The 14867-nt window shown below is 49.2% G+C and carries 8 protein-coding genes; 1 reads left to right on the top strand and 7 read right to left on the bottom strand.

All coding sequences use genetic code 11. The features are described from left to right. Window positions 1-31 precede the first annotated feature (31 nt). From JL661_RS03805 to ushA, 4 genes are all read right to left on the bottom strand, one after another. On the bottom strand, window positions 32-2893 hold the full coding sequence (locus JL661_RS03805; protein WP_062771832.1) for an RHS repeat protein: 2862 nt from the start codon (window positions 2891-2893) through the stop codon (window positions 32-34). 483 nt (window positions 2894-3376) lie between these two features. Continuing rightward, complete coding sequence (locus JL661_RS03800; RefSeq protein ID WP_218481019.1) at window positions 3377-3913, bottom strand: hypothetical protein; 537 nt, start codon at window positions 3911-3913, stop codon at window positions 3377-3379. 95 nt (window positions 3914-4008) lie between these two features. Further along, window positions 4009-6303, bottom strand: a complete 2295-nt coding sequence (locus tag JL661_RS03795; protein ID WP_425593539.1) for an RHS repeat-associated core domain-containing protein — start codon at window positions 6301-6303, stop codon at window positions 4009-4011. Window positions 6304-6564: 261 nt separating this feature from the next. Continuing rightward, window positions 6565-8232 (bottom strand): bifunctional UDP-sugar hydrolase/5'-nucleotidase UshA, encoded by a 1668-nt coding sequence (gene ushA, locus JL661_RS03790; protein WP_062771838.1) that lies wholly within the window; start codon window positions 8230-8232, stop codon window positions 6565-6567. A 607-nt stretch (window positions 8233-8839) separates the two neighbouring features. Here ushA and ybaL point away from each other — a divergent pair. Then, on the top strand, window positions 8840-10645 hold the full coding sequence (gene ybaL, locus JL661_RS03785) for a YbaL family putative K(+) efflux transporter (RefSeq protein ID WP_036416674.1): 1806 nt from the start codon (window positions 8840-8842) through the stop codon (window positions 10643-10645). A gap of 639 nt (window positions 10646-11284) precedes the next feature. Here ybaL and JL661_RS03780 read toward each other — a convergent pair. From JL661_RS03780 to hemH, 3 genes are all read right to left on the bottom strand, one after another. After that, window positions 11285-12595, bottom strand: coding sequence for an inosine/guanosine kinase (locus JL661_RS03780; RefSeq protein WP_004236489.1), 1311 nt, complete (start codon window positions 12593-12595; stop codon window positions 11285-11287). Window positions 12596-12690: 95 nt separating this feature from the next. Further along, complete coding sequence (locus JL661_RS03775) at window positions 12691-13680, bottom strand: Wzz/FepE/Etk N-terminal domain-containing protein (protein WP_032097918.1); 990 nt, start codon at window positions 13678-13680, stop codon at window positions 12691-12693. 176 nt (window positions 13681-13856) lie between these two features. Beyond that, a complete protein-coding gene (hemH, locus tag JL661_RS03770) occupies window positions 13857-14813 on the bottom strand; it encodes a ferrochelatase (protein ID WP_036416668.1) in 957 nt (318 codons plus the stop codon). Between the last annotated feature and the right edge of the window lie 54 nt (window positions 14814-14867).

Below are 14867 nucleotides of genomic sequence, written 5' to 3'. Positions count from 1 at the left end.
CTTTTTAGCTTATTATTACAACAATCTTTCATCAATGCATTAAAGGAACAGAACCAGTACCAACAACACTGCGTTCCCTGCTATGGCGGATTTCGAGCTTAAGCCCCTGTTGTTTTCTTACTATTCCGGATGTTTTTTCACCCATAGAAACAATACCCGGTGCATTTTTCAGGCGCTGGTATTTAATTTGCCATGAGTCTCCTTCATATTTCATAAATGCTGATCCCTGGATATTTTCCAGAACTGTTCCGCTGTAGTTTTCATGATATCCGTAGTCGCGATATTCCATTGCTCCAATCATTCCATGCCCATGCTCAGACGCATGTAATCTGTTATACTCGGCATCTTCTTTACCTCCCTGAACATGTCGTACCCTGATAGTCATATCATCCAGTTTATCAGCAACAAACGAACACCCGCTGAACCCCGGCGTGAATACCAACTGAGGCTGACCATTTTCAGGATGGGCAGGAATATCCGCATATCCTCCTTGCGGAACCCAATATGCTAATGTTGTTCCTTTCCCCCTCTGGAAAGCCGATGTTTCGGTATCAATAATCCGTAATGCATTGATACCGTTATTTCCGGCCGGTATATGAACAGCATTAAATTCCATTATTCCGCCTTTAACGGCAGAAAGAGAACTTCGCGTCGAACTGTCCATTTTTACCTTCGCCGGGTTAATCAGGTCAGTAAGCAGAGGTGTTTGCTGTAATGTACTGTCAGCTAATACATCATCCAGCCTGACGGGTTCTCCTTTAAATAATTCAGTAACCGTGTTCGCTGCCGGAGGTATCAACTTAGCGCCCCGAATTTCCCTGTCACTGCCTGTACTGATACCCGGTTGATAAAGAGATGTTCCGGGAATTTGTGTGCGCGGATAAGCAACAAGCCCCTGTTCATCAGAAAATGACACCGGATTATTCCTCACCATTGAATACAGATTCAGTCCGTCAACGGTTCCCGCAGGATCTGAACTCAGCCAGCGCCCTGCCCACGGCTGATAATAGCGGTAGCCGTAGTAATACAGCCCGGTCGCATCCCGCTCTTTACCGGAATAACGGTGGGTTTTGTAGTCAATGCCGCTGTCCGTACCGGCCACCAGCACAGCTGTGCCGCCGAACGGATAATATTCCTCCTGACTCAGCAGGTTACCGTCGCCGTCCGTTTCCAGGCCGCTGCTGCCGATCAGATTGTCATAACTGAACCGCTGGTGATCTTTTTTGCCGTCCTGCCAGTGCAGCAGCCGTACCTGTGCCCGCCCGGCAACACCGGCGCAGATCACCTGATAGTTTTCTTTTCCGCGGTACAGCTCCAGCCCCGGCAGATAGATGACCTGCTGTGTCAGTGAGCTGTTACCGGTTTTCTGCACGGTGGTTTTCAGAATACGCTGGCTGCCCGCATCATAACGGTAGCTTTCACAGTCACCGGCGGCACCGTTACGCACCACCGGCGTAACCTGTTGCAGCTCGCCGCGCGCAGTCCATGACAGAGTTTGTCCCGGCTGTAACTGTGTCTGTTGTCCGCCCGGGGTGAACAGGGCCTCCGCTTTCTCCGGCGTGTCCGCCAGGGTTTTCAGTACCGCGCGGTTGCTGCGCTGGCTGACGGTGATATCCGTGGTGTGGTTATTGCCGGTCTTCGGTGCTGAATGACGGATTTGTGTCATATTCCCGGCACGATCATAGATATAGTTGCGGGTGTAATTGGTGTAACTGGCTTTATCAAACGGGGAAATATCAGGGAGGGAACTGCTTTGCTGTCCGGCACTGGCCATCTCGCGCCCGGTGGCGCTGACCAGCTGATACAGTGTGTCATAGGTGTATCGGTTTTCCGGCACCACTTTCTGATTATGCCAGAATCGCGTCTCCTCGGCGCTATTGGTCACACACAGCACATTGCCGACCGGATCGTATTCATAACGCAGATCCTGAAATATTTTTTTCCGTGCCGGATGTTCGGTTTTGACAGCAATCAGGCGCTGGGTTTGCGGTTCATAAGTGTAAGTGGTCACTACACCGTTACCGTGCTCCTCACACAGCTTCTGCCCGGCAGCGGAATACGTCACAGATTTGATAATGATTTTTTCCGTCCCGCCTTTCACCGTCACCCGGCTGGTGCGCAGTAATCCGGCGATATCATAAGTCACTTTTTGCTGATGACCCGCCGCATCCGTGGTGTTCAGCACCGCACCGGTCGCATCTGCAATGGTTTGTGTGGTGTATTTTTCAGCAGATAATAATGTTTGCGGATTGCTTTCCGGCCAGCTAACCGGCTTATCCGCATCTTTCAGCAACTGACGGGTTATGGATAACGGCACGCCGGTCAGCGCAATGCTGTCCGTCTGCATCAGCCCGGCCGGATCATAATGGTGTGTACAGATACCCGCGAGGTTTTTTGCTTTCTCCGCCTCACTGTTGCCTGCATACATAAAACGTTCAGTTACCTGAGCGTTCTGCCCGGCGGTCTGTTCAGTGATACTCAGCAGACGCCCGGCTGAATCCGCACCTTCATACCGGAAAGTCTGAGTCACGGCCTTGCTGCAGTTATCCTGCCCCTTATCCGTGCAGATCTGACTGATGCTGATCATCAGTCGCCCTGCCGCATCATTCAGTGTCAGCGATATTCCTGCATCCGCGCTTTCCGTACACAGCACCTGTCCGGAGAGTGAGGTGACATAGCGGAAATTGCTCAGCCCGGATGCCTGCATACGCGGATCAGCACTCTTCTCTAAAAATCCTCGTTTATCAAACTGATGGTAGGTAATGCGCTCATCGGTTTTCTCCGGGGTATCCGGATGGCGGTGATACACAATATCGCGTACGACCTGCCCCCGGTTGCTCAGTACCGTCACCGACGGTGTTTTTTTATGTAACGTGTTTTCTGTTTTGCTCATTAATAGTGTCCTTATTAAGGGAATAAATATCCGCACAAATCTGATATTGCCCCGGCGGATAGTTGTTTATTTTAGGAAAAATAAAAAAAAATAACAAAAAAAATATCAAGAAAAAAACCATCGATAATAATTCAACAAATAAATTCCATAACACTCAATAAATTAACCTTAAATAGTAAAGCAAAGATATTAATGCACGCATTAAATAATAAATTAGATTCAATACCCACGGTAACTAAGTAATAGCAAGGGCCGGTGTTATGCTGAAAAAACTCTCGGATATCAAACTGATGGCGGGGAACTGACAGTAAAAATAAATAATTATAATCAACATATTAAAAATCATAACGCCGGATAATAAGATAAATTTACATTATTTTATTATTCAGAAAGCACTCCAGCCGGAGTGCTTTCTGATTATTACAATTACTCAAAAATAATTACAAATATTACAGCGTAGTTTGTTAATTCATATTTTATTAATCAAATTGATGCTCTGCGGGTTATTGTTTTCTGATGGAAAAACAATGCTTCCCCGGAAACCTGAGCTTTTGCTGCTTTTCCTTTATAAATATCCGGATTATTCAGCATTCTCCTGACATCACTGACTCTGGTCAGTAACTCAGTCCGCATATCAGAAAGTTTATCTTTTGTATAACTCATACGGAAAATCCGCCCTGTGTTCAGCGTACCATATTTTCTGACACTGTCAGTCCCTTTATCATCAAACAGTCCCATAATTTCATTGTGGTTATCAGATGACAGTCCGGAAGAGACTGCATCCAGAACACCTGTGATTTTATCCCTTTTTGCTATCGTTATTCCTCTGAAATCATTGAGCTCCAATCCTGTATCCAAAAGTGCTTTTACAGGAAGCTTAACGCCCAGATCCAGAACCTCTTCCAGTGCTGAAGCTGCTTTTGCTGACCCGTGTGTTTTTATTTGTTCTCTTAAATCAAGCTGGCCTTTAACCTGATTGGCAAAGAAATTTCCACCGGCCTGTGCCAGTGATTCCTGCATTTTCCTGGTCTGAACCCGGGTCGGCTGGAATTTATTTTTGTCAAAAATAGCATTGACCCCCAGATCAAATGCTTTTTCACTGGCAACTCCGGCGGCTATCCCCCCCTATGATCCCCCCCCACAGTTGCAGTACCGATAACAACCGGCGCCACGACAGGAAGAGCAACAGTAACAGAAGCCGCAATTGCAACACCTGCTGCAACCCCGCCAATACCGCCGGCTGTTTTAAGTCCGTACGTCGTTGCTTTTCTCGCTACAGAACGTAGCTCAGCAGCGGCCATACGGGATGGATTCGCCAGAGCATCAATATAGGTGTGAATTTTATGAATTGCCGCTTTTGCCGCCCCCATAAATTCTGCATAATCATTTATTTGCTGCGTCCGGCTTAATCCGTTCGTATCAAAAAACGACACCGGATTATTCCCCACCATTGAATACAGATTCAGTCCGTCAACGGTTCCCGCCGGATCTGAGCTCAACCAGCGCCCTGCCCACGGCTGATAATAGCGGTGACCGTAGTAATACAGCCCGGTCGCATCCCGCTCTTTGCCGGAATAACGGTGGGTTTTGTAGTCAATGCCGCTGTCCGCACCGGCCACCAGCACCGCTGTGCCGCCGAACGGATAATATTCTTCCTGACTCAGCAGTTTACCGTCGCCGTCCGTTTCCAGGCCGCTGCTGCCGATCAGATTGTCGTAACTGAACCGCTGATGATCTTTTTTACCATCCGGCCAATGCAGCAGCCGTACCTGTGCCCGCCCGGCAACACCGGCGCAGATCACCTGATAATTTTCTTTTCCGCTTCGCAGCTCCAGCCCCGGCAGATAGATCACCTGCTGTGTCTGTGTGCTGTTACCGGTTTTCTGTACGGCAGTTTTCAGGATACGCTGACTGCCCGCATCATAACGGTAGCTTTCGCGATCACCGGCAGCACCGTTACGCACCACCGGCGTGACCTGTTGCAGCTCGCCGCGTGTTGTCCAGGACAGGGTTTGTCCCGGCTGTAACTGTGTCTGCTGTCCGCCCGGGGTGAACAGGGCCTCCGCTTTCTCCGGCGTGTCCGCCAGGGTTTTCAGTACCGCGCGGTTGCTGCGCTGACTGACCGTGATATCCGTGGTGTAGTTATTATTGGTCGCAGGTGCTGTATGGCGGATCTGTGTCATATTCCCGGCACGATCATAGATATAGTTGCGGGTGTAATTGGTGTAACTGGCTTTATCAAACGGGGAAATATCAGGGAGGGAACCGCTTTGCTGCCCGGCATTAGCCATCTCGCGCCCGGTGGCACTGACCAGCTGATACAGCGTGTCATAGGTGTATTTATTTTCCGGCACCACTTTCTGATTATGCCAGAAGCGCGTCTCCTCGGCGTCATTCGTCACACACAGCACATTACCGACCGGATCATATTCATAGCGCAGATCCTGAAATACATTTTTCCGTGCCGGATGTTCGGTTTTGACGGCAATCAGGCGCTGGGTTTGCGGTTCATAAGTGTAAGTGGTCACTACGCCGTTACCGTGCTCCTCACGAAGTTTCTGCCCGGCAGCGGAATACGTCACAGATTTGATAATGATTTTTTCCGCGCCGCCTTTCACTGTCACCCGGCTGGTGCTCAGTAATCCGGCGATATCATAAGTCACTTTCTGCTGATGACCCGCCGCATCCGTGGTGTTCAGCACCGCACCGGTCGCATCTGCCGTGGTCTGTGTGGTGTATTTTTCGGCTGACAGCAAACTCTCCGGATTGCTTTCCGGCCAGTTAACCGGATTATCCGCATCTTTCAGCAACTGACGGGTCACTGACAGCGGCACTTTGGTCAGCGCAATACTCTCCGTCTGCATCAGTCCGGCCGGATCATAATGGTGTGTACAGACCCCCGCGAGGTTTTTTGCTTTCTCCGCCTCACTGTTGCCTGCATACACAAAACATTCAGTCACCTGAGCTTTCTGCCCGGCAGTCTGTTCCGTGATACTCAGCGGGCGCCCGGCTGAATCCGCACCTTCATACCGGAAAGTCTGTGTCACGGCCCGGCTGCGGTCATCCTGCCCGTTATCCGTGCGGATCTGACTGATGCTGATCACCGGTCGCCCTGCCGCATCATTCAATGCCAGTGATGTTCCCGCATCCGCGCTTTCCGTACGCAGCACCTGTCCGGAGAGTGAGGTGATATAGCGGAAATTGCTCAGCCCGGACGCCTGCATACGCGGATCAGCACTCTGCTGCAAAAAACCGCGCGCATCAAACTGATGGCGGGTAATGCGTTCATCAGTTTTATCCGGGGTATCCGGATGGCGGTGATACACAATATCGCGTACCGCCTGCCCCCGGTTGCCCAGTACCGTCACCGACGGTGTTTTTTTATGTAAGGTGTTTTCTGTTTTGTTCATTAATAGTGTCCTTTTGAGAGGAGGGATATCTGTCCGGTTCTGAGATCTTCGTCACGGACAGGCACTTATTCTAAAAATAATGAACAAATCAGGAAGAGCCAATCGTAGCAAAACACGCTTTATTTTAAATTTTCACAATAAAAACAATTCATTAAAAAACAATTAATTGTATACATAAAATATAATAATTAACTTATTTCATAACTCTCACGAATAAAAAACCGGAGTTCACCCCCGGTTTTTTATGACAGTCATAATCAATTATTTGTTTTTATAAATAATTTCGCCCTTCGGCTCATAATCTGCCGCTTTCAGCGGTGAATAAGCTTCAATATACCCTTTCAGTACTTCCGCATCGACAAAGCCGGTATTGACATAGCCCGGGTGAGAATCAATTTTCGGATAACCATCCCCGCCGATCGCATTGAAATTCAGTGTCGCCATGCGGTAGGTTTTTGCCGGATCCAGCGGTTTGCCGTCAATCGTCACATCACTCACAGAGCCGTCTTTATTCAGTGTCAGACCGACATTGTAAAACTGTGCGTAAGCACCTGAATCCGTTTTCATATTTGCCACGGCGGTCAGATACGGCAGCACTTCGCTGCCTTTGAAATCGACATACACCAGTTCGTTGGCAAACGGCTGCACTTTCAGCACATTTTTATAGGTAATATCGCCCGGTTCGATGGAGTCACGCACACCACCGCCGCTCATAATAGCGAAATCGGCATTTGCGCGCTCTTTCTGTGCGGCCAGCAGAAGATGCCCCATACTGGTCTGTTCAAAACGGACTTTGCTGCGATCACCTTCCAGTTTGCTGTCAACCGAGCCGACTTTGATATTCAGCTGCTCATTGCCTTTTTCCTGGTACGGTGTCAGCAGTTTAAGCATGTCCGGGCTTTCGGTGATTTCACTGGTGTAATACACCCGCTCTGATGTGCCATCCTCTTTGGTGACTTTTTTCTTCAGATTCACCGGGATAAGCTGATAGTGTTTCAGCGTGAATTCGCCGTTGCGGAACTGAAAGTCCGCACGTCCGACATATTTACCCCATTCATGTGCCTGTACAATCCAGGTACCGTTCTGGTTGTCCGGTGCACACGGGGTGCCCGGTACGTAATCTGCAATTTTGTAATTCTTGTTTTCCGGCTGCATACAGACAGGATCCTGCGAGTGACCGCCGACAATCATATCCAGATAACCGGCCGGCAGGCTGCGTGCCATTTCCACATCCCCGGGGGCGTTGGAGCCGTGATTGCTGTCATCGTAGTGCCCCATGTGGGTGGCAGCGATAATGATGTCCGGTTTTTCCGTTTCGCGCAGGGCTTCAACCACTTTTTTGGCTTCTTCAGCCGGGACACGGAATTCAGTGTCCGGGAAGTTCCCCGGATTACCGATTTTCGCTGTGTCATCCGTTGTCAGGCCGATTACCGCAATTTTTACCCCCTGCTTATCAAACATGGCATACGGCTTAAACAGGCGTTCACCGGTGCTTTTCTTATAGATATTGGCGGACAGGAACGGGAATGTGGCCCATTTTTCCTGAGTACGCAGCGTTTCCAGCGGATTATCAAACTCGTGGTTGCCCAGCGCCATCGCATCATAACCGACCAGATTCATCCCTTTGAAATCCGGCTCGGCATTCTGTAAATCGGATTCCGGCACGCCGGTATTGATATCCCCGCCGGAGAGCAGCAGCAGTGAGCCGCCCTTCTCTTCCACTTCCTTACGGATACCGTCCACCAGGGTCTTCTGGGCGGATAAGCCGTATTCGCCGTGATCGTTCTGCCAGAAATGGCCGTGGTGGTCATTGGTGTGCAAAATAGTGATGTCGTAGGTTTTATCTTTTTCCCAGGCATTCGCCAGCGCCGGAAAAAGCATTGCGGATACCGCCAGCGCACAGGCTGTGGTTTTCAGTGTAAATGTCATGGTCATTCCCTGTGTGTCTGAATGATGATACCGGCACAGAAACAACTCTCTCCGGCGTTCTGCTGAAAGTATGATGAAAATTCACAAATTTTTACACCGGTTATGATAAACACGGCAAGAAAGTGCGATCTGACTCAATGTTTTGTCATTTAGCGGATCCGCACAAATACGATAACGCATCCTTAGAAAATCGTTAAATATCAATATACAACAGAGAATAAATGCCTGTTCATCCACCGCGTATCAGTGTGGTTATTTTATACCGCTGAGATATTACCACGCTGTTACCGGCGTCAAAACTGCAATTAAACCTGTATTTTTCAGCTGATTTTTATAAATACATCTGCATCGATAGCAAAAACAGACTAAAGACACTTAATAATCTGTTAATTAACAATAATATTGAAGATTAAAGTAAATCAATGATGGTGCGCACGGGGATCACAAAGAGCAGAATACGCTGAAAATAATCAAAGCTGAATGGTATCTGCTGTTAAGTCCTGTTTTTTACATAATTAGTTATATTTTTAACGCGATTTATGTCACGAAAACATGTATTATATTTATAGCTAACCCACATCCGTTCACACCACTAATCAAAAGGAGAATGAAAAAAGTGCATTCAACGCCTCTTATCACAACTATTGTTGGCGGTCTCGTTCTCGCTTATTTACTCGGTATGTTAGCGCAGCGGTTAAAGATTTCCCCGTTAGTGGGTTATCTGGCGGCGGGTGTGTTAGCAGGCCCTTTTACCCCGGGATTCGTTGCCGATACATCACTGGCACCGGAACTGGCGGAAATCGGGGTTATTCTGCTGATGTTCGGGGTCGGGCTCCATTTTTCACTGAAAGATCTGCTGGCGGTTAAAAACATCGCCATTCCGGGTGCTATTTGTCAGATAGCCGTCGCAACTATTTTAGGTCTCGGCCTTTCCAGTCTGTTCGGCTGGGGATTATTTGCCGGGATCGTATTTGGTCTGAGCTTATCCACCGCGAGTACCGTGGTGCTGCTGCGCGCCCTGGAAGAGCGGCAGCTGATAGAGAGCCAGCGCGGTCAGATAGCCATCGGCTGGCTGATTGTTGAAGACCTCGCCATGGTGTTAACCCTGGTGCTGTTACCGGCTGCCGCCTCTATCATTAATAACCCGGAGGCCAGTGCCAGCACATCAGATCTGCTGATAAGCCTGAGCATCACTATCGGTAAGGTCGTGGCATTCATCCTGATTATGATTTTTATCGGGCGCCGCGTGATCCCGTGGTTACTCGCCAGAACAGCCGCTACCGGCTCCCGCGAGCTGTTTACCCTGGCAGTACTGGTGCTGGCGCTGGGTATTGCTTATGCCGCTGTCGCGCTGTTTGATGCTTCGTTTGCCCTCGGCGCGTTCTTTGCCGGTATGGTGCTCAATGAGTCAGAACTCAGCCATCGTGCCGCACAGGATACCCTGCCGCTGCGTGATGCCTTCGCGGTACTGTTCTTTGTCTCTGTCGGAATGCTGTTTGACCCGATGGTGCTGATTAACCATCCGCTGGGTGTGCTCGGTGTGCTGGCGATTATTATCATCGGTAAATCCGCCGCCGCCCTGCTGCTGGTGAGGATGTTCGGCCATAACCGGCGGACAGCCCTGACAGTCGCCGTCAGTCTCGCGCAAATCGGGGAATTCGCCTTTATCCTCGCGGGAATGGGAGTCACGCTGGAAGTCCTCAACCGCCAGGCCAATGACCTGATCCTGGCCGGTGCTATTGTCTCTATCATGCTCAACCCGGTGCTGTTCACGCTGCTGGACCGCTATCTGGAAAAAACCGAAACGCCGGAAGAGCAGCAGGAAGAGGAAACGCTGGAAGAAATCACTCAGGTGCCGGTCAATATCTGCGGACATACTATTATTGTCGGTTATGGCCGCGTCGGTGCGATGCTGGCGGATAAACTGCATAATAAAGGGTATCCGGTTGTGGTGGTGGAAGATACCCGCGCCCGCTTTGAAGAGCTTGCGGAACGCGGCTTCCCTTCCGTGATGGGGAATGCGGTGGCACAGGATGTGCTGGAGCTTGCCCGTGCCGATTGCGCCAGTGCGCTGCTGCTGACCATTCCGAACGGCTATGAGGCCGGTGAGATTGTCGCCAAAGCCCGTGCCATGAACGCACATATGACGATTATTGTCCGCGCGCATTATGATGACGAGCGCACTTATATTATGGAGCGTGGCGCAAACCGTGTGGTGATTGGTGAGTTTGAAATTGCCCGTGCGATGAGCACACTGCTGGTTGAAAACCAGACGGATCATGAGTTCGGCTGCCCGGTCAATATCAATCCGGCGGCAGAAACCGAGACGGAAGGCCGCTCACTGCATGACATGCTGCGCAAACCTGAAGCAGATGCTGCTCCGGAGAACCAGAATCCGCATCCGTCGGCATAATTTGTTTTAATCAACAGAAATACAAGCCCGGTTTATCCGGGCTTTTTATTGATGCTTAATTAATAATTTCATATTATTTAATCCTTTTTACAGAGTCTGATACCCATAGTGAGATCAGATTAATAACACCTCCTGTAATGATCGCGATAGCATAATTAATATCTGTAAAAAATGAAAAATTGAAATACATTTCTTTTAATATACTCAATTTTAAAAGAGGAAATACAGTGACAAATAATATTGATATAAATATGGATATAATGACTCTATTTTTTGTTTTAGTATTACCCCCCTGAAACAGATGACATTTACAAAACTCAGTAATACTACAATAAAATACTGGCCGGCGTCAGGCATCACACCTCCTCTGGAGAAAAAGACACTCATCCGGATGATATGGATTTATCAGAATACATGATCATAACAGATATTATGATCTTTTATTTACGGGATTCAGATTATTTTTACATCACGCTGGACATCATTATAAGATGAATTATTTTCCATTTAAGTTAATTTTAATATCACACCTTATAATTATGTTCGATAACATATAAATATTAATTCTGTCTGACATTTATATTGTTATTTCTGATAAAAAAACGCCGGATAATTCCGGCATTTTTTTCAGTTATTTTATCAGCGTTCCCAGTATGACTCTTCCAGGCTGTCTTCCCGGTCCGGTAACCCTTTGGTCAGACGCGGTGAGTGCTGAATCAGCACCTGATAGCTGACACGGTTGGCATATTTGCAGACCTGCGCGAGTGAAGAGTATGTCAGATAACGGCGCTGATGCTTACTGGAGTTCGGGATATTCATCCGGTGATAGCTGTTGGCCGTAATATCATGCAGCAATGCGGATAATGCCCCGTCGCCGGCACCGTTGGTATTCATTATCTTATCCGGGCCACCCATATAAGGTTCGATATGGGAATAGACCCGCGCCGCATCCTGACAATCTTTCTGACGCATTGCGCGGCTGAATTCATAACGGTTAAACTCCGCCAGCGCGCCCGGTAACAGCGGGTGGGTGGTTTCGCGCATAAATTCTTTTTCTGAATAACCTGCCATATATAACCCGGCAGGACCTGCGGTACACAGCACCAGATCCACCCAGTCCAGGGCTTTATCTGACGCCAGCAGCGGGTCGGCAACGCCGGTCAGTGCCAGCGCTTCTTCTTCATTCATCGCCAGCACAGAGACATTTTCCGCAAGGAAATCACGCCACCACTGCGGATCTTCCGCAATCACATGTTTGGTACCCAGAGTCAGAACCACCGGAACATCATGTTTCCGGGCATATTCGATAGCTTTCATGGTGGCATCCGGCATCGGTTCGCCCGGTTTGCAGCGCACCAGATAAGCCGTCAGCACCAGCGCGGAGGCTTCAGCAATTATCGCTTCCGGAATGCTTTCCGGACGCAGCTGATTCATCAGCCCGGGGCTGATGGCAAATGTCCGCTCACCGTTTTCACTGATCAGGGTAAAACAGCGGCCAATCGGTCCGTCGACACCCTGTAAATAGTTGAGATCCATACGGCTGGAGGTGTTGCACAGATAATAATAGGCATAGCTGCCAATCTGAATATTATTGCACATGGTGCCCAGCAGCACAGAACGGTCGTCCGCCAGAACAGAATAATTGTGAAGGGTATTACCGATAGTACCACCGGCAAATTCATGGGTGATCAGCGAACGCTCAATCAGCTCACGGTACAGCTCTTCAGCCACATCATCCTCAATCACCAGCGAATGCCCGCGGCTGAGCTGATAACGGCGGATAAAATCATCATCCACGTTGGCTTCGATATCCACCAGCGTCTGATCAATACCAACGATATACGCGCGGGTATTTTCATCATCTTTCATCAGCTGGACAGGCTGTAATAACGGGTCACGCAGGCTGACCGGGAAATAGTGTTTGGATTTGCGTCTGCCGGGGAATTTCATAAAGGTTCATGGCCGGAAAAAAAGATGGCGTATTTTATCATAACGCGGGGAAGAATGTGAGCGGACAGAACCCTCAATGTCCGCTCAACCGGAAATTATGCTGATTTTTTTCTGTTAACAAACATATTCCATGCGAAAACCGCCATCACTGACAGAATAAACCCTAAAAAGGCGGATGCGATGAGATACATTTTAGTGCCGGGGCCGTCTTTCACCACCGGCAGATCCGGGGACTCGGTCACGGTGAACGGAACAATGTTCAGTGAGAAAGGCGCGATACTTTTGATGGTTTTCAGCGCATAGGCTCTGTCCAGAAGTTCCGCATCCACAGCCGGTAAATCCAGAGCTTTCAGGGAGTCTCTCATCTGCATCACTGCCGGACGCCCCATGGCACTGTAAGAGGCAACCGGGTCAGCTTCCGGATTCTGAGGCGGAACAGATGCCGCCGCCGGTGCAACCCGTTCAGCTGCAGCCAGGTAAGCCAGCGTTTGCTCCCGCTGATGTTCCGCTCTCACCAGCGCCACATTATACTGACTCTGACCGGCACTCAGCGCAGCGGCCAGGTTTTCCTGTAACTGCGTCTGCATCACATTCTGACTGTATTGTGCGGTGTAATCGAGGTAATCCGACAACATTTGCTGTGCTGTTTGCGGATCTGCCGCAGTGAAGGTCACTTTGGCAGTAGCCGGTTTCAGTATATCGCCGTCCGTTTTCTGAAAACCAAAAGAGCCGGAAACAGCAGTATCGCCCTGTGAGAGGCGGAATGATTCCTGTACTGACGGCGACTGCCAGACAGTACCGAACACATTAAATGCAGCCGGCAGATCAGATACCGCAGTCACATTGAGTGCATTCATCTGCTGGCTGACTTTATCCAGCTCCGGCATGTCACGAAGCTCTGTTGCCGTCACTTCGGCGGTACTGGTCCATTTCTGCGGCAGTATTTTGGAGACACCGAACCCGGCGGCAGCGAATAATACGGTCACAATGACGATAAAAACCTTATGGCGGTATAACAGTTTCAGCAGATCAATAATATCGATCTCGTCATTATTCAGGTTCACTGAACCCTTCTCATTCACCATGTCCGTAGCACCTGTCCTGTCTGCGATGAAGTACTGAATTTCACTTAAAATGAACAATAATATCTGTCATTTTCAGCTAATTAATTGTTACATGATTAATGTTAACATTAATTTCTTAAAATTCTACGCATAACAGTGGTATATTTCGGACTATTCCAGATTGGAATGCGAAAAAACTAGCCAACCAACTCTTGCAACAGCTTTATATGAATATCAGCGTCATTAAGGGACTGAATGTAATGATATTCCGCCCCGCCGGAAGACAAAAATAATGCTTTATTCTGTTCCTTAATTTCCTCTAACGTTTCCAGGCAGTCAGCCGAAAATCCCGGGCACATCACCTGAACAGATTTCACGCCTTTTGAGGGTAATAACTTCATTGTTTCATCAGTATAAGGCGTAAGCCACGGCTCACGGCCAAAACGGGACTGATAAGTGTGCATGATATGTTCAGCCGGAAAATTGAGCCTTTCCCGCAGCAATGTCGTCGTGGCCTCACATTCTGCCGGGTAAACATCACCCTCTTTCGCATAACGGACAGGAATACCGTGATAGGATAAAATCAGCCGGTCAGGCACCCCGTGCTCCGCAAATGCGGCCTCCGCTGACTGCGCCAGTGCCTCAATATAGAGCGGGTGTGTCGCGTAACTGCGGATAAAATGCAGTGACGGGAATGTCCGGCGGCGTTTAAAGATATCCGCCAGCCCGTCAAACACCGCAGCGGTGGTTGAGCAGGAATACTGCGGGTACAGCGGCAGGACATCCAGATGTGTCACCCCCTGTGCCAGAAGGGCATCAACGGCGGATTCCAGTGATGGTGAACCATAGCTCATTCCCAGCTCCACCGGTGTGCCCGGCATCTGTGCCGCCAGTGCCGCCTGCTGACGGCGGCTGTATACCAGCAGCGGGGAACCCTCTTCCATCCAGACAGACTGATAAAGCTTCGCCACACGCGGCGAGCGGAACGGCAGCACAATACCGCGCAGAATACACTGCCAGAGCAGCGGAGAGACATCCACCACACGCGGATCACTCAGGAACTGCTTCAGATAGCGTTTTACCGCCGGGGTTTCCGGTGCATCCGGAGTACCTAAGTTAACCAGTAAAACGCCGCGTTTGTGTTGATTTGTCATCAGAAAATCCTGTCAGCAACTGAGAATGATTGTCAGGGTAATGCATTGTATATA

Source organism: Morganella morganii (assembly GCF_019243775.1).
GTDB lineage: Bacteria > Pseudomonadota > Gammaproteobacteria > Enterobacterales > Enterobacteriaceae > Morganella > Morganella morganii.
The sequence above is the reverse complement of the archived record's forward strand: the minus strand, read 5'-3'. Positions and strand labels throughout refer to the sequence as shown.